The following is a 16941-nucleotide window of genomic DNA, read 5'->3' on the forward strand; positions in this document are numbered from 1 at the left end:
AACAAAATGTATTCGGAAAACACCCCCGACAAACCGATGGAGGAGACACCATGGAACGCCGTTCATTCCTGAAAAAAGCGGCGGGCGCTGCCGCACTTGCCGGTACTGCCCCTGCCACCCTACTGGCGGCTGATGAAGCCAAATCCGCCGATCTGCCCACCATTAGCTGGCGTCTGACTTCCAGCTTCCCCAAATCACTCGACACCATTTTCGGTGCCTCCGACGTACTCGCCTCAGCCCTCGACAAAATGACCGGTGGCAAATTTACCATCAAGGTATTCGCTGCCGGTGAAATCGTCCCTGGCCTGCAAGTACTGGATGCGGTGCAGAATGGCACGGTGGAAGCCGGCCATACCGCCTCCTATTACTACTTCGGCAAAAACGCCGCGCTGGCGTTCGACTGCGCCGTACCCTTCGGCCTCTCCTCCCGCCAGCAAACCGCGTGGATGCTACACGGCAACGGCATGAAACTGACCCGCGAGCTGTTCGCCGAATACAACGTAGTCAACTTCATGGGCGGCAACACTGGCGTGCAGATGGGCGGCTGGTTCAACAAGGAAATCAACACCGTCAAGGATCTGGAAGGGCTAAAATTCCGCGTCGGCGGCTTCGCAGGCAAAGTACTGAGCAAACTGGGCGTGGTGCCGCAGCAATTACCCGGCGGCGACATTTACCCGGCACTGGAAAAAGGCACTATTGATGCGGCGGAATGGGTAGGCCCATACGACGACGAAAAGCTCGGTTTCGCCAAGATCGTCAAGAACTACTATACCCCCGGCTGGTGGGAGGCAGGCCCGCAACTTTCTTTCTACGTCAACAAGGAACAGTGGGAAAAACTGCCCGACCCATACAAAGCTGCTTGGGAAGCCGCCTGCCAACTGGCACACAACGACATGCAGGCCAAGTACGACGCCAATAACCCGCAGGCACTGGCCAACCTGCTGCAAGGCGATGTGAAACTGCGTTCCTTCAGCGACGAAATCATGGAAGCCTGCTTCAAAGCCACAATCGAAACCTTTGACGAAGAAGCCAAGAACAATGCCTCCTTCAAGAAGATTTACGACGACTGGAAAGTTTTCCGCAATAATCAGGCGCAGTGGTTCAACGTGGCGGAACAATCCTTCGCCAAGTTTGCCTTTAACAAAAAACTGTAACGTTTCTTGCATTCAAGCTGGTGGCGACAATACCACCAGCAATTACCCGCCTTGCCGCTGCATCAACCGGAACCTGCGGGCACGCAACTTTCCGGCAAGCATAAAACCCTATCGGGCAAATGCCCCAAAACCGCATCCCCTGACCGTTTGCCGCCTCACCCCCCTGCCATTCCATATTTATACTGCCCGCTCATCGACAGGATTCGGGAAGTATCATGCTCAACTGGTTCACAGAATTTTCCCTCGCCCAACGCTGGTTGGTGCTAGGCGTAACGCTACTGCTGGCCGCACTCGGTATCCGCGCCTTCCAGCAACTGCCGATCGACGCCTTCCCGGACGTTTCCACCACCCAGGTTAAGCTGATCCTGAAAGCCCCCGGCATGACTCCGGAGGAAGTCGAAAACCGCATCACCCAGCCGGTCGAAACTGAACTGCTTGGCATCCCCAACCAGACCATCCTGCGCAGCGTGTCCAAATACGCGCTGGCCGACATCACCATCGACTTTGCGGAAGGCACCGACATTTACTGGGCACGCAGTCAGGTTTCCGAACGTTTCGCCAACGTCAAGGGTGACTTGCCGGATAACGTCGGCGGCGGGCTTGCGCCCATTTCCACCCCGCTGTCGGAACTGTTCATGTTCACCATCGAAGGCGACTTGTCCTTACAGGAAAAGCGTACCCTGCTGGACTGGACAATCCGCCCGCAACTGCGCGCCCTGCCTGGCGTGGCGGACGTGAATGCACTGGGCGGACGTGTCACCACCTTTGAAGTCACCCCCGACCTCGCCGCCCTTAACGCGCGTGGCCTCACCCTCGACGACCTACGCGTGGCGCTGGAAAGCAACACCCGCAACGACGGCGCAGGCCGCGTCAACGAAGGCGAGGAAACCTGGGTGGTACGTATTGAGGGCGGCGTCAAGGAACTGGACGACCTGCGCCATATCGCCATCAAAAGCATGGGCGACGTGCCGGTCACGGTTGCCGACGTTGCCAAAGTCGAACTCGGCGAACTCACCCGCTACGGCGCAGTCACCCAAAACGGCAAGGGTGAAGCTGTTGAAGGTCTGGTTCTCGGCCTGCGCGGCGCGAATGCCGGTCAACTGATCACCACGCTCAAGGCCAAGCTGGAAGAAATTTCCACCACCCTGCCGGAAGGCACCACCATCGAGCCGTTCTACGACCGCGCCACCCTGGTCGACAAAGCCATCCACACTGTGAGCAAGGCATTGCTGGAAGCCGCCGTGCTGGTCGGTGTCATCCTGTTCGCCTTCCTCGGCAACGTGCGCGCCGCGCTGGTAGTGGCACTGATCCTGCCGTTGTCAGTCCTCGGCACCTTCATCCTGATGCGCCAGTTTGGCCTTTCCGCCAACCTGATGAGCCTCGGCGGGCTGGCCATTGCCATTGGCCTGCTGGTTGACGCCGCCGTGGTTATCGTCGAAAACATCGTCGCCCACCTTGCCCACGACGACGAAAAGGCCAAGACGCCGCAAGCGCAGAAAGTGCTGTGGGCAACCCAGGAAGTTTCCGCCCCGGTCAGTTCCGGCATCCTCATCATCGCCATCGTGTTCCTGCCGCTGCTGTCGCTGGAAGGGCTGGAAGGCAAGCTGTTCGCGCCGGTCGCCATGACCATCGTGTTTGCGCTTTCCGCCTCGCTGCTGTTTGCGCTGACCACCATTCCGGTCATGGCCTCGTGGCTGCTGAAGAAAGCCTCGCACGAAGACCCGTGGCTGCTACGCATTTCCCGCAAAATCTACATCCCGGTACTGGATGGCGCGCTGAAATTCCCCAAGCCCGTCTACCTGCTGACCAGCGTATTGCTGGCTGCAGCGGTCGCGGTTTACCCCCTCATCGGCAAAACCTTCATGCCGGTGATGGACGAAGGCGACATGATCGTGCAGCTGGAAAAGCTGCCGTCCATCAGCCTTGAGCAAAGCGTTGCCATCGACCAGAAAGTGCAGGCCGCGCTGCTGGCAAAGGTTCCCGAAATCAAACGCATTGTCGCCCGCGTCGGCTCGGATGAACTCGGCCTCGACCCGATGGGGTTGAATGACACCGATTCCTTCCTCGTCCTCAAGCCACTGGAAGAATGGCGAAACCCCGACAAAGAATGGTTGCAGGAAGAAATCCGCCAAGTGCTGGATACCTTCCCCGGCATTGCCTACGGCTTTACCCAGCCGATCGACATGCGCGTATCGGAAATGCTCACCGGCAGCCGTGGCGATGTCGCCATCAAGGTATTCGGCCCCGACCTCAACAACCTTAACGACTACGCCCAGCAAATCGCCACCTTGCTGGAAAAGATTCCCGGCGCAACCGACGTATACACCCAACAAAACGACGGCGTGCAATACCTGAAAGCGGAAATTGACCGCGCTGCCGCCGGGCGTTTCGGCCTGACTGTGGATGACATCTCCGCCCTGCTGCGCACCCAGCTTGAAGGCGAAATTATCGGCACGATCCAGCAGGAAGGCCGCCGCATTCCGCTGCAACTACGCGGTTCCGCCGACCTGCGCAACGCTCCTACCGCATTGCAGAATATCCGCCTGACGCTGAATGATGGGCGCACCATCAGCCTTGATCAGGTGGCGAAACTGATCCGCACCAACGGGCCGGTTGCCATCAAACGCGAAAACGCCGGGCGCTTCGTCACCATCCAGAGCAACGTTACCGGGCGCGATCTGGTGAGTTTCGTGGAAGAAGCACAGAAGGCCGTAGCGGAACAAGTGAAATTACCCGCCGGTTACAACGTTACCTGGGGCGGCCAGTTTGAAAACCAGCAACGCGCCGCGCAACGCCTGATGGTGGTCGTGCCTCTGGCACTGCTGCTAATCGGTTTGCTGTTATTCCTGACTTTCCGCGACCTGCGCCAGACCGTGTTGGTGATGGGAAATGTGCCGCTGGCGCTCATCGGCGGCATTTTCAGCCTGGGGATTTCCGGGCAGTACCTGTCAGTACCAGCTTCGGTAGGCTTCATCGCATTGCTGGGGATTGCAGTACTCAACGGCGTGGTGCTGGTGACGTTTTTCAATCAGCTGCATCAGCAGGGGTTCCGTGGCACGGCTGTGGTTCGCGAGGGGGCGCTACGCCGCCTGCGCCCGGTACTGATGACGGCAAGTATTACTACCTGGGGTCTGGTTCCGCTGCTGTTTGCGACTGGCCCTGGTTCCGAAATCCAGAAGCCGCTGGCAACGGTGGTGATCGGCGGGTTGGTCAGCTCCACCACGTTGACGCTGATTTTGCTGCCGTTGCTGTACCGCCAGTTCATCCTCAAGGGTGAAAAGTCGCGGATGCCGTCGGCTGCGCACGGAACCCACGCCTGACATATAAACTTACCGTTACGGAGATAACCCCATGTTCAAACCTGCCAGCAACTTTCTTGCCATCCTGACACTGCTGGGTGCAACTGCTTGCGTGGCTGCCCCCCACTCAAGTAACGATACCATGTTCATCACCAATACCCACGCGGCATCCGTCGCTTTCCGCTCGCTGCGGATAGAAAATGGCACGGATGGCCAGCCAACAGTTGTTAAAGGACAGATCCACCTGACTGGGCGTGATCCAGTATATGTCGGCCACGTAGATTATGCGGTGCTTGAGGCCAGCGGCAAGGCACGGGAACAAGGCTGGGTAGAACACACATCAGCTATCCGCTTACGCCAGGCACACCGGCCTTCACTGTTCAGCATCAACCTGCAACAGCCATTGGCACAGGGTGAAAGGGTGCAGTTGACTTATCATATAGGGAATCATTAACTTGCTTCCTTCATCATGCAAAATGCACCTGATCTTTATTATTTGGTGTGGCGGTAACCCGTTAAGAGCGCTACCATGGCCGTATCCACATAACGCTAACAAGGGGGGAACCCAATGGATACCACTACTTTATTCTGGGGGTTGTTGTTCAGTTCCATCGGCTTGGGTTATTTCGTGTACGGCAAAAAGCAACACAGCCCAATACCCTTGCTATGCGGCATAGGATTGATGGTTTACCCTTACTTCGTTTCCAGTAATCTGTTGATGGTCATTGTAGGTAGCGTCCTGGCTGTGATCCCTTATTTCATCCGCTTGTGAAACAGCAAAGCATTCTCGATTTACGAACCTACCTTCATCAACTTAGGTGATTTACCTCAAAGACATTACCCAAAAACAGGGCGAATCAGAATGTCCCATTTTGGTAAAGCAGCATTTCTTTCCAGCCTCGCCTCAACAGCCTCCATAGCTTTTTTGCTGAGGGTCACACCCTTCTCATAAACCTTGTGGCTGAATTCGACCATGGGGTTGATGCCTTTCCAGGTCATGGTTTTTGCCCATTCCAGCAGGGTTTCGGCATCCTTGAGCTGGGTGCCGTTCCAGTGTTGTTCCAGAATCCCCCAGCAGCGTTCAATCGGGTTGTACTTGCTGTGGTAAGGCGGGTAGTACAGCAGGTGGACTGTCTTACCGGTATGGTTGGCGAATTCCACCATGCGCTTGAGGAATTGCGTCCTGATCCCGCTGCTTTCCGGGCCATTGTCCGCTTTGATCTGGATGCACTGGCAGGCGTCCTTGTCAGCAGAAGGCATCTGTTCCCATACCCGGCACAGGGAATCCACGATGAAGTCACTGGTTTTGCTGGAACTGCCGAAGGTCAGGTAAACCTGCCCACTGTCCTCATCCAGTACGCCAAAAGGGATGTATTTCTCTTTGCAGCCCATCTCATGGTCAGCGGCTTTATTGTCACCCCGTGTTTTCCCGCCCCGTGAGTAGTCACCGATGTTGACGGTCGCCTTGCAGTCCATGCTCAGGCGTTTGACCGCCCCATCGGCAAACTGCCCATCGTTGGCCTGGATATTGGCGAAGATGGCGTCGGTTTCTGGAATTTTTTTTGCGGCTTGGCTTTCTCCACCTTGCGCAGGCGGTAGCCATTCCGGTTGAGTATCCGCGCCATGGTGCTGGGGGCGGGCACTTGTCCACCGCTGAAACCCATGGCCTGTAACTGCCGGATGGCTTCCGCCGCCGTCAGGCGGGTGTAGGCGATGCTGCTGCGGAATGTCGGGTCTTGCTGGCTATGTGCTTCCGCCAGCGCCAGCAAGGCGGCTGCCGCTTCCGGCTGGGTTTCCTCCCAGCGCTTCTGGCCACAATACGCCGCCTGCGCACCCACGCAAACCATGCCGCTGCGCTGTTCCTCCAAACCCAACTGCACCCCCTCCCGACCCCAGCCAAAACACCTTTCAGTCTGGCGGGCGTTGCCTGCACAATATTTCCGGCTCATGTCCGCCTGGAACGCACGGCGGGTGCTGCCAGACATTTTCGAGGCCGCCAGTTTCAGGTCGGCTATCTGGGATTCACTCAGGATCGGGTTAGCTGTTTGGGGTTCGGGGGGCATGGGGATAGGGACTCCGCTTGTCGATAAGACAAGTGTAGCCATTGCGGGGGAATCTTTCAGGGAAATCCCCTTACCGCCTTGCTTGTAAGCCAGTGTCTCCAGAATGATACCGTTGGTGTTGGCTGTGATAGCCTTGTTGGGTTCGCCACTGACCTCATACAGACCGGAATACCAACCACGTTGTGGGTCAGCCAGAGATGATACTTTTTCAACCAGCTTTTGAGTGTACGCGGTTTCATACAGCATATGCCAACCAAACGCCGCCTTGGTGCTCAAGCTCTTGAACTTGCTGGCGTCTTCCCCTGTTTCGGTAATTGCGTTCCATGCCTTGCCGCTGGTAAACACGGTGTTGTAAACGAAGTACGGTGGCTGGTCGATGTTGTCTTCGGAAACGGCTGTCAGGATGCCCGTTTCGGCAGCACGCTTTTCCTGTGCCTTATAGACGCGCCATGCCAGTTCCTGCGAAATATGATCCCAACCAAACTCGATGCCATCAAGGATGTATGGCTCGCTCACCACGTAGTTGTGCGCCCCGTATTGCTGCGGGTCACGGCTATCAGTAGCAACCTGGATACCGCCAATATCCACAAACTTGAGGAAGTCGGTGTAGCGCAACGAATTGGAAACATCCAGCCCCATCAGGTTGAAAGACTTGGCTGCATATTCCTCATAACCAAGGCGGCCTTCCTGCGGGTATTGGGTTTTACCAGAATCTGATACTGCCGCGCCGTGCAGGACACCATCGACCAGCAATGGCTCAGTATTCCAGCTTTCCAGCACTTTTTTCACGGAAGTCGTGTGCTGCGGGTAATTCCAGGCCAGCGTATTGAATGGCACCAGAATGCGGCCAATATCAATGGCCGACCAGCCAATACCTTTTTCGCTGGGCTGATTGGTGTAATCGACCATTTGCAGGGAAAGGGTATTGTAAGATTTATTGGGCAGCTTGCCTTCAAACAACGGTATCTTGGCGAGAGAATCCAGCGCCTTGAAAATACGTGCGTCGAACTCAGTCTGGTCGATAATACCGAGGCGTTGCGCGGCAATCACCGCCATCAAGTAGGATGACGTATCCCACAGGGTCGAAGCATTGTAGTTATCAACGGAATTGACCAGCCCGGTAGCGGGGATGGTGTTGTTCTGGAAATAACGCCATGCCGTGCGTGCCCATTCCATTTCCTGCGCAGTCAGCGGGCGGCTGGGGGCAATGTTCACGTCCGCGCTGGTTTCGACCACCGCTTCCGGCGTGGCTGCATTGCCCATGCTAACGCCCTCCAGCCAGCCGACCAGCCCGAAGGCTGTCACCAGTCCGGTCAAAAAAATGATGTGGCTGCGTGCGCGAACCAGTCCCTGTTTGAAACTCATGCAATAACCCCTTTATTGTTATAAGCAGGCGCGGGTTGTATTTCCTCAGCAACGGCTTCCTCCTCTTCCGGTTTCCAGAAAGCCGCCAGCACAATCCCGCTGAGGGCAAAAACATTGTTCAAACCCCAGAAAATATTGACCAGAATCCCACCCAACGAATAGTCGTTATTACCCAGCGCGAAATACTGTACCGACGCATACGCCACACCCACTACCGTTAATACGATCACGGCAAACTGCGGTAACACCAGATGGAAAAAATTGCCCTCCTGCCGGTCTTTGGGCGTGACCGGAAACTTGATTTTCTCACCTTTCAGCACTGTCCAGATGGCTTGCAGGTTCACTGGGAAAAACGACAAATAGCTGGCTTTGGAACGGTAGCCTGCGATCCCCCACGTCCCCACCATAAAGGCCAGCTCCATGAAAATCAGGAAGGGTAGAATGTGCTTGAAAAAATCGCCGGTATACGCGCTGACCGGCGCAATCCCGCTAAACAGGTACACTAACGGCGCGATCAGGAAAACCGCATTCCAGATACCGCCGAGGTATGACCACACGGTTGCGCCATACATCAGGCGTTGCGGCCAGCTCATGCCGGGGCGCGTTACCGGGCTGTCGTGCAGCGCGATGTCAAGCGTACCGCCTGCGTACTTGAAGCGCTGCACCGTCCAGCTCAGCAAATCCTGCGGTGACAGCATCTTGGATTCGACCGCCGGGTGCATCACCGATTTCCAGTTGCGGTCTGCGTCCGCGTGCAGCACGATCGAGGTGTAAATGTCTTCAGAAACGTGGAAGCGGTAGGGGGTGAATTCGTGTTCGCCTGCAACCTGATGACGCATTTCCTGCACCAACCCACCGTCGAGATCAGCACCGCCCATAAGTTTCTGTAACTGTTTCGATTGTTTGCCGACTTGCTTCTCAATGGTGTCGGCATAGCACTTGAGGGCGGCTTCCATCACGGCTTCACGGCGGTGGATCGAGCCTGCGCCACAGCAAAAAGAGGCATTCGCCCAGTTACGACGACGCTGGATCACATCGTAGAACATTTTCGGCTCATTGACGAAAGGATCTTCACCCACGCGCACTGCACCGATCACCGCTTCCACACCCTTACCCAGCCAGCGACCCGGCGCCTTCAAGTATTTGCCCAGGAAATCAGGCAGGCGCTTGCCTTCCGGCAAATCAAAAAACCACTGAGGGGTTTGCACCCACGCTACATCGGGGTCACGGAAATAGCCCAGCGTATGTTCGAGAATGGTCGGAAACGGGCGTGTATCCGCGTCACAGATCACGATGAAATCACCGTGGGTCTGTTCCATCGCATTGCGCAGGTTGCCCGCCTTGAAGCCGATGTTGTTGGTGCGGGTAATGTAACCAACCCCTTCTTCGGCGGCGACCTGCTTCATCTCCGGACGTTTGCCGTCATCCAGTACGAAGATGTTGAGGTCGATCGGGTGCGGATAGGTGACTTTCTTGGCGTCGATGATGCTCAAACGCACCAGTTCGACTTCTTCGTTGTACGTGGGGAAAAACACATCCACCTTGATTGGGCGGTCTTCCGCATGATCGGGGCGCACCACCTCGCTGAAATTAGCAGGCGGTGGCAATTGCTCGTAGTCTTTCACCTTCCACAGGTTGAAGACGAACAGCCCCAGGCCGAAATAAGACGCCGTTTCCGCAACTACCAACGGCACGGCATACCACAGCGCTTCCGGGTTAAGGGATGCCGTCCAGCGCCACCACAAATACCACGCCCCCAGTGTCATGGCGATCACGGCGAGGAATTGCCAGATGCTTTCCGTTACAGCGGAATACCGCAACGGCGGCTCCGGCTGCCGATCTTCAAACTTGTCGAAATAGAATCCCATAACGGTACGTCTTATTGTTGTGATTGGACGGTAAAACGGTATTCGTTGCGGCTGATCAGTTTGCCCTGCGCATCCAGAATTTCGGCTTCAAGGCGGTACTCACCCGGCTCCGCGACGGGTGCGGTGTAGTCGCGCAAATGCCGGTACATATCGGGCGTCAGGTCAACTTGCCAGTTTTGAGTATCCAGCTTTTTACTTCCCTGGAACAGTGAAACCCGATAGCGGGTAGCAGGATAGCTGGAAAAACTGTCATTCAGTGCCCATAAACCGATATTGACCGCTTCACCTGCGGCGTATTCCACTTTGTTCCAGGCAAGGCTGGGCAGCACGGGTTGGTAAGCACGTTGCAAGGCAAAATAGCCCGGCTTGGGTTTGCGCCAGAAATCGACGACGCCCCAATTCATCGACGGCCAGTCTTCCACCAGCATGAACTGGAACAGCGAACCTACCGGGCGATAGGCTTGCCGCCGGTAGGATTCCGCTGCCAACTGGGTCAATTGCGCCTGATACTGTTGGGTATTGGTGATGAATTCGTCCAGCGTTTTGCCTTTGGGTACTTTGGCGATTTCCAGCGTCTCTTTGCGCTGGAAGTTGTGGAACAGCCATTCCTCCCAATCGGCATCGGTTTCCGGCAGCTTCGGCGCATGGCCAAGAATCCTGGCCAGGGTCGCTTTATCAGGCAGGGCTTGCGCGCCAAATTCGGCAATGGTGGGGTGTTTGGTGGGCTTGGCGTAATCCAGCCAGCTTCCCGAGTACCAGCCCAGCCAAGGATGCGATACTGTGGAGGAAATCCTGTCGATCGGGCGGGTCTTGTCCAGCGTCATGGCGGCCTGATACAGCTTGCTGTCCAGCACCTTGTTCTGCTGCGGATCGTATTCATCCTTGTATTTCCACTTCATCCAGTCAGCGTCCCACGGTGGTTCGTTGTGCAGTGTCCACTGGATGATGGAAGGGTGCTGGCCGAACTGGCGGATCATGTCGCCGACTTGCGCCACTGCTTGCTGGTGGAATACGTCCGTATCCTGATAGCCCCATTGCAGCGGGAAATCCTGCCACACCATGAGACCCATTGCGTCGCACAAACGGTAGAATTCGGGGCTGGTGACGTGGGCATGAACACGCACGGTGTTGATGTGCGCATCCTGCATCAACTGGATGTCGTGGCGGAAATCTTCCGTACCCATGTCCGCCAGCCACTGGTTGGCGATGTAATTCGTGCCCTTGAGCAAGATGCGCTGGTCGTTGATGTACCAGATTTCCTGCGGCGTTTTACGCAGCTTGCGGAAACCGATGTCACGGCTGAAGCTGTCGAGGAGTTTACCGTTTTGTACCGCACTGACGGTCAGCCGGTAGAGGTTGGGTTCGCCGTAACCTTTGGGGAACCAGAGTTTGGGGTTGGTGATATTGAAAGAGGGCGTATGCAATACGCCCCTACGCGGACACTGTAGGGGCGTATTGCATACGCCCTTTTCGGTAAACCCAACCGGCTCCAGCTCCCATTGCAGCTGAGTACCCGCAGGCCATTTCCCGACCCTATCCAAATCAACGCTGACCAGCCACCGCTCCAATCCCTTGGTCGGCTGTACCTGAATCTGCCGTGGCGCAATCTGCACCTGCTGCGTCTGCCGCAAGCGTACCTCGCCCCAAATGCCGCCAGTATTACGCTCCTGCCCGCGCTCCGACCATGCACCGCCAGGGCGCGTATCATGATGGGAAAAAATCCCCTTTATCAACCGCTTGCGTAGCGAAAAATCTTCCGGCTTTTCCAGCGGGCTGTTGACCCGCACCAGCAGAGTGTTGTCCCCGGTTTGCAGGTGTGGCGTCACGTCGAAGGAAAACTGCTGGAAATAACCCTCATGCGAACCCAGTTTCTGCCCATTTAGCCAGACATCGGCGAAGTAATCGACACCCGCAAAATGTAGGCTGGAAACCGTTTCCGGAGAGGTTACAGCGGTGAATCTCAGCCGATACCAGGCAATGCCGTGATGGTCATAACCCTGCGTGTACCAGTTGCCGGGAACCTTGATGTGCTGCCAATGGGCGTTATCAGCAGGCATATCCGCCGCACCGGACGGGAGGAATTCCCACATTCCGGCCAATGAACCATATGTGGCAAAAGGCTGCATGGACGGCATGACGCTACACCCCTGCAACAAAAGAAACAGTAACGCCACCCAAATTCCTGCAACCTGTTTCATCTCACACCAGTTGCTTGCTGACGTACAGGTGATTGCCACGCGCATCACGGATATAACGGATGGAATCCGCCAAGGCATGGATCAACCCCATGCCCCAACCACCCTCCGGCAGGTCTTCCGGATCGGGCATGTCACGGGCTTCAGCGTGCAATTCATCCGGCATGGCGTGACCGTGATCGGAAATGATCAAGTGCACCTCCTGCGGGTTGTATTCCACCCGGACATGCACGTCATTGCCTGCCTGTAACTGGTAGGCATGTTCGATGACGTTATTGACGGCTTCCACCATCATCAGTTCGAGTTGCCCCAGTTTGTCATCGGAAAGCGCCAGTTCCTGCCCGATGCCGCGCAAAGCGCCGGAAAGAACCCGCACCTGCTCCAGACGGCTATCGATGGAAAGGCGAATATTGTATTCCTTGAAGGTGGTATCCATCAGGCTGCCTCCTTCTCCCGTGCCTCAGTTCCATAGAAACTGAGCATATTGCTGAACAGCATCATGTCGGTATTGATGGTGTTGGAAACGGCTTCTTCCGGTTTGGGTTTTTCCTGGAATTGCACGATGCGCTGCTGTTCGTCGAGCTTCACCACGCCGTATTCGATCACCGGCTTGCGCAGGATCAGGATCATCGGTTTCGCTACTTCATGGGTAATGGGGCGCACCCGCGTCCCCTTGCCTGCCGCTAGAATCATGGCTTTCATTCAGCTATCCCTTTCAGCATACCGCCAGTCAGATTATCAGGCAGCAACCATGCCCAATGCGGCATCCACGTCAGATGCCATACGGAATACACGATCCATACGGGTCAGCTTGAACAGGTCGGCGACAATGCCCCTGGCCCCAACGATGATGAGATCGCCCCGATTGCCGGCCATTTTCAGCAAACTAACCAATGCACCGAGGCTGCTACTATCCATGAAAGTAACGGCGCTGATGTCCAGCATGATGTGGCTATTCCCGTCATTGAACAGCTGGGCAACACGATTTTTGAGTTCGGGGGCAATGGCAGCATCCATGCGTGCATCAAGGATAGTGGCCACGGTGAAACGGCCTTCGGTACGGGTGGAGAATTGCACTGTTATTATCCTCGTTGGTAATTGGAGTGTATTGAAACTTATCATTTTAATTAATAAAGCCATTGTATACCGATCAGAGAACTGGCAGCAACAGGTGGATTAATACGCTTACCTTATTGATAGAACTTTCTTATAAATAGAGGCTTGGGTAGAATACCGGGATAGTCATCATAATAATAACGGTATGTAGGATCTCCACTATGCTTGCATCTCAGCCACCAGCCCATCTGTTTGTTGACACCAGCGGCAGCTGTGAGGGTTTGTTTGCTTTGCTCGGTCGCGCTTTGGAATACGGAGCGAAAAGTCTGCTGGTCTTGGCTGCTGATGCCAACAATTTTACGCCAGTGCAATTGGACGCACGCTTGCAGGCACTGCCGATCCCGGTGTTTGGTGGCATCTTCCCGGAAATTATTGCGGACGGGCAACACCTGAAGCGAGGAAGTTTGGTGTGTGCGTTGCCGATTGTGGCGCAAGTGCACCACATCGACGCGCTGTCTGATCCGACCGTGGATTACTTTACCGACGCGGAAACCTTGAAAGCACGCACCCCTCCCGGTGCGACCTTGGTCACATTGGTAGATGGGTTGAGTAAGCGTATTGCGGCTTTACTGGAAAACCTCTATGAAGTGTTTGGAGACCGTTACCGCTATATTGGTGGTGGCGCAGGTTCGCTCAGCTTCACGCAAAAGCCGTGCCTTATTAGCAATCAAGGTCTGCGTGTGGATTGCGCCCAAATAACGGCACTATCTGTACCGATTAGCCTCGGCATTGATCATGGCTGGCACAAATTTGCAGGGCCATTTTTTGTAACAGGGGCATACGACAATACCATCACGGCGCTTGATTACAAGCCAGCTTTTGAGGTCTACCGTGCTGTGGTGGAGGCTGACAGTGGTAAGCAGTTTGGCACAGATAATTTCTTTGATTTGGCGAAAGCCTATCCGTTCGGTTTAGAGCGTTTAGCGGGGGATGTGGTGGTACGTGACCCCTTATTCCATGATGGCAACAAACTGGTGTGTGTTGGGGAAGTGCCGCCTAACCATATCGTGTATATCCTCAAGGGCGAGGCGGATAGTTTGTTGGAAGCCTCTCGCCGTTGCGCGCAGCGTACTCAAACGGATGCTCCGCCATTGATTGGGTTATTGTTTGACTGCATCAGTCGTACCCTGTTTTTGGAAGCGCGCTTCATTGAAGAGGTGAATAATATCCACCAAGCTTTGCCTTCAGGTCTTCCATTAGTGGGGGGGTTGTCCTTGGGCGAAATTGCGGATGCAGGGAATACTTGTCTGGAATTTTTCAATAAAACGGCGGTATTGGGGATTCTCAGCAGTGAGGAGCAAGGGACATGAACATGACTTTAGAGCTGGTTTCTGTCCAATATGCGTTGGCGTTACTGGTTGGGCAAGACCTGGATTTACGCACTATGCTGCGCAAATTTTTGCCTCCAGCATTGAAATTACTCAATTGCCGTCGTGGCTACATTTGGTTACACAATGGCAATATTCCCGCAGATATTACCAATATTGCCCCAAACCCTTGCTATGGCTACCCGGCATTACATGGCACACTTGAGCAAGACCAACCTTTGCTCGCAGCCGAAATCCAATCTATTGCCGCACAGGGATGGCACGTTAATAAACCGGGTGACATTCGCACACTGGCGGGTGTGCATTACCATTTTATGCCTGTGGGGATAAACGCCTTATTGGTATTGGTACGTGACCCGCCCTTGCCGGAAGCCTATTTGTTAGCATTAGGCTTGGTATTGAAGCGTTTGGAAACAGCTTGTTTAGCATGTCAACAACATGCCCATTTAGAGGAGGCGCGTGCCGAAGCACTCAGGGCTAAAGTAGCAGCTGAACAGGCGAGTAAAGCTAAAAGTGAATTTTTGGCAATGATTAGCCATGAAATCCGCACACCCATGCACGGCATTATTGGTTTGACTGACTTGATGCTGTATAGCGACATTTCGGTATCGCAACGTGAATATTTGGAAATGATCCAGTCATCATCCAATGCCATGCTTAATATTATCAACGAAATTCTTGATTTTTCACGTATTGAGGCAGGGACATTGACACACAATCCTGCTCCGTTTGAATTGAGAACAGTGCTGCAAGAGGCTTGTGTTCCGTTACAGGTTCGAGCACAGCAAAAACAGTTGGCGTTTCGTTGGTCAGTTGCCGCTGAAGTGCCGGACTGCTTGGTTGGCGATGCAGGGCGTTTACGTCAGGTGATGATTAACCTGATTGGGAATGCCATTAAGTTCACGGAGCAGGGGGAGGTGGTTGTCAATATCTCCCTGTACAGCGGTGCGCCGCCGGGGCAAGCACATTTGCTGTTTGCGGTGCGTGATACAGGGATTGGCATTCCGATGGATAAACAAATCAGCATTTTTCAGCCCTTCCAGCAGGCTGATGGCTCTATTAGTCGCCGTTACGGTGGGACAGGGCTGGGTCTGACGATTTCTTCGCAATTGATTGGGATGATGGGGGGCGAGTTACGGGTGGAAAGTGATGCGGGGCAAGGCAGCATTTTCCATTTCAATCTTCCGTTACCTATTGTGGATCAGGTTGTTGTGCCTGCCTTTGATCCACGACCACGCCCTAAGGTGATTTACCTCAAAGACATTACCCAAAAACAGGGCGAATCAGAATGTCCCATTTTGGTAAAGCAGCATTTCTTTCCAGCCTCGCCTCAACAGCCTCCATAGCTTTTTTGCTGAGGGTCACACCCTTCTCATAAACCTTGCGACTGAATTCGACCATGGGGTTGATGCCTTTCCAGGTCATGGTTTTTGCCCATTCCAGCAGGGTTTCGGCATCCTTGAGCTGGGTGCCGTTCCAGTGTTGTTCCAGAATCCCCCAGCAGCGTTCAATCGGGTTGTACTTGCTGTGGTAAGGCGGGTAGTACAGCAGGTGGACTGTCTTACCGGTATGGTTGGCGAATTCCACCATGCGCTTGAGGAATTGCGTCCTGATCCCGCTGCTTTCCGGGCCATTGTCCGCTTTGATCTGGATGCACTGGCAGGCGTCCTTGTCAGCAGAAGGCATCTGTTCCCATACCCGGCACAGGGAATCCACGATGAAGTCACTGGTTTTGCTGGAACTGCCGAAGGTCAGGTAAACCTGCCCACTGTCCTCATCCAGTACGCCAAAAGGGATGTATTTCTCTTTGCAGCCCATCTCATGGTCAGCGGCTTTATTGTCACCCCGTGTTTTCCCGCCCCGTGAGTAGTCACCGATGTTGACGGTCGCCTTGCAGTCCATGCTCAGGCGTTTGACCGCCCCATCGGCAAACTGCCCATCGTTGGCCTGGATATTGGCGAAGATGGCGTCGGTTTCTGGAATTTTTTTTGCGGCTTGGCTTTCTCCACCTTGCGCAGGCGGTAGCCATTCCGGTTGAGTATCCGCGCCATGGTGCTGGGGGCGGGCACTTGTCCACCGCTGAAACCCATGGCCTGTAACTGCCGGATGGCTTCCGCCGCCGTCAGGCGGGTGTAGGCGATGCTGCTGCGGAATGTCGGGTCTTGCTGGCTATGTGCTTCCGCCAGCGCCAGCAAGGCGGCTGCCGCTTCCGGCTGGGTTTCCTCCCAGCGCTTCTGGCCACAATACGCCGCCTGCGCACCCACGCAAACCATGCCGCTGCGCTGTTCCTCCAAACCCAACTGCACCCCCTCCCGACCCCAGCCAAAACACCTTTCAGTCTGGCGGGCGTTGCCTGCACAATATTTCCGGCTCATGTCCGCCTGGAACGCACGGCGGGTGCTGCCAGACATTTTCGAGGCCGCCAGTTTCAGGTCGGCTATCTGGGATTCACTCAGGATCGGGTTAGCTGTTTGGGGTTCGGGGGGCATGGGGATAGGGACTCCGCTTGTCGATAAGACAAGTGTAGCCATTGCGGGGGAATCTTTCAGGGAA

11 protein-coding genes and 2 pseudogenes are annotated in these 16941 nt (G+C 55.1%); 6 read left to right on the top strand and 7 right to left on the bottom strand.

What is annotated here, in order from left to right:
* Positions 1-50: 50 nt before the first annotated feature.
* The 4 genes from THINI_RS06505 to THINI_RS06520 all read left to right on the top strand — a co-directional run bounded on the left by THINI_RS06505 (position 51) and on the right by THINI_RS06520 (position 5225).
* A complete protein-coding gene (locus tag THINI_RS06505; protein WP_002707860.1) occupies positions 51-1154 on the top strand; it encodes a TRAP transporter substrate-binding protein in 1104 nt (367 codons plus the stop codon).
* A 215-nt stretch (positions 1155-1369) separates the two neighbouring features.
* Positions 1370-4474 carry an efflux RND transporter permease subunit gene (locus THINI_RS06510; RefSeq protein ID WP_002707861.1) on the top strand — a complete coding sequence of 1035 codons (3105 nt, stop codon included), beginning with the start codon at positions 1370-1372 and terminating at the stop codon, positions 4472-4474.
* A gap of 31 nt (positions 4475-4505) precedes the next feature.
* Entirely contained in the window at positions 4506-4907 is a 402-nt protein-coding gene (locus THINI_RS06515) for a hypothetical protein (protein WP_002707862.1), read from the top strand.
* A 114-nt stretch (positions 4908-5021) separates the two neighbouring features.
* Positions 5022-5225, top strand: a complete 204-nt coding sequence (locus tag THINI_RS06520) for a hypothetical protein (RefSeq protein ID WP_002707863.1) — start codon at positions 5022-5024, stop codon at positions 5223-5225.
* A gap of 65 nt (positions 5226-5290) precedes the next feature.
* Here the strand turns inward: THINI_RS06520 and THINI_RS06530 are convergent.
* The 6 genes and pseudogenes from THINI_RS06530 to THINI_RS06555 form a co-directional block, all read right to left on the bottom strand.
* Positions 5291-7881 (bottom strand): annotated as a pseudogene (locus tag THINI_RS06530) (ISAzo13 family transposase).
* Positions 7878-9749: a glycosyltransferase gene (locus THINI_RS06535; RefSeq protein WP_002707864.1), complete on the bottom strand. Its 1872-nt coding sequence runs from the start codon at positions 9747-9749 to the stop codon at positions 7878-7880. Before THINI_RS06535 ends, THINI_RS06530 begins: the two are co-directional and overlap by 4 nt.
* An 11-nt stretch (positions 9750-9760) precedes the next feature.
* A complete protein-coding gene (locus THINI_RS06540) occupies positions 9761-11884 on the bottom strand; it encodes a glycoside hydrolase family 2 protein (RefSeq protein ID WP_169314589.1) in 2124 nt (707 codons plus the stop codon).
* Between the two features lie 64 nt (positions 11885-11948).
* The gene (locus THINI_RS06545; protein ID WP_002707866.1) at positions 11949-12380 is read right to left on the bottom strand and encodes an ATP-binding protein; all 432 of its coding nucleotides are present in this window, start codon (positions 12378-12380) and stop codon (positions 11949-11951) included.
* On the bottom strand, positions 12380-12646 hold the full coding sequence (locus THINI_RS25950) for a sugar phosphate nucleotidyltransferase (protein ID WP_002707867.1): 267 nt from the start codon (positions 12644-12646) through the stop codon (positions 12380-12382). Before THINI_RS25950 ends, THINI_RS06545 begins: the two co-directional genes overlap by 1 nt.
* 36 nt (positions 12647-12682) lie before the next feature.
* Positions 12683-13021 carry an STAS domain-containing protein gene (locus THINI_RS06555; protein ID WP_002707868.1) on the bottom strand — a complete coding sequence of 113 codons (339 nt, stop codon included), beginning with the start codon at positions 13019-13021 and terminating at the stop codon, positions 12683-12685.
* 200 nt (positions 13022-13221) lie between these two features.
* Here THINI_RS06555 and THINI_RS06560 point away from each other — a divergent pair, with 200 nt between their 5' ends.
* Both THINI_RS06560 and THINI_RS06565 read left to right on the top strand, forming a co-directional pair.
* On the top strand, positions 13222-14370 hold the full coding sequence (locus tag THINI_RS06560) for an FIST signal transduction protein (RefSeq protein ID WP_002707869.1): 1149 nt from the start codon (positions 13222-13224) through the stop codon (positions 14368-14370).
* Complete coding sequence (locus THINI_RS06565) at positions 14367-15734, top strand: ATP-binding protein (RefSeq protein ID WP_040839172.1); 1368 nt, start codon at positions 14367-14369, stop codon at positions 15732-15734. Before THINI_RS06560 ends, THINI_RS06565 begins: the two co-directional genes overlap by 4 nt.
* Here the strand turns inward: THINI_RS06565 and THINI_RS27180 are convergent.
* Positions 15652-16919: pseudogene (locus THINI_RS27180) on the bottom strand (ISAzo13 family transposase). The gene THINI_RS06565 and the pseudogene THINI_RS27180 sit on opposite strands and share 83 nt — an antisense overlap.
* Positions 16920-16941: the final 22 nt, after the last annotated feature.

It is taken from the genome of Thiothrix nivea DSM 5205, assembly GCF_000260135.1.
Classification (GTDB): domain Bacteria; phylum Pseudomonadota; class Gammaproteobacteria; order Thiotrichales; family Thiotrichaceae; genus Thiothrix; species Thiothrix nivea.

What these genes read in the sequence shown, in the direction of transcription:
- THINI_RS06545 (WP_002707866.1), bottom strand. Translation starts at nt 12,380, where the DNA reads ATGGATACCACCTTCAAGGAATACAATATTCGCCTTTCCATCGATAGC.
- THINI_RS25950 (WP_002707867.1), bottom strand. Translation starts at nt 12,646, where the DNA reads ATGAAAGCCATGATTCTAGCGGCAGGCAAGGGGACGCGGGTGCGCCCC.
- THINI_RS06565 (WP_040839172.1), top strand. Translation starts at nt 14,367, where the DNA reads ATGAACATGACTTTAGAGCTGGTTTCTGTCCAATATGCGTTGGCGTTA.
- THINI_RS06520 (WP_002707863.1), top strand. Translation starts at nt 5,022, where the DNA reads ATGGATACCACTACTTTATTCTGGGGGTTGTTGTTCAGTTCCATCGGC.
- THINI_RS06505 (WP_002707860.1), top strand. Translation starts at nt 51, where the DNA reads ATGGAACGCCGTTCATTCCTGAAAAAAGCGGCGGGCGCTGCCGCACTT.
- THINI_RS06510 (WP_002707861.1), top strand. Translation starts at nt 1,370, where the DNA reads ATGCTCAACTGGTTCACAGAATTTTCCCTCGCCCAACGCTGGTTGGTG.
- THINI_RS06560 (WP_002707869.1), top strand. Translation starts at nt 13,222, where the DNA reads ATGCTTGCATCTCAGCCACCAGCCCATCTGTTTGTTGACACCAGCGGC.
- THINI_RS06515 (WP_002707862.1), top strand. Translation starts at nt 4,506, where the DNA reads ATGTTCAAACCTGCCAGCAACTTTCTTGCCATCCTGACACTGCTGGGT.
- THINI_RS06535 (WP_002707864.1), bottom strand. Translation starts at nt 9,749, where the DNA reads ATGGGATTCTATTTCGACAAGTTTGAAGATCGGCAGCCGGAGCCGCCG.
- THINI_RS06540 (WP_169314589.1), bottom strand. Translation starts at nt 11,884, where the DNA reads ATGCCGTCCATGCAGCCTTTTGCCACATATGGTTCATTGGCCGGAATG.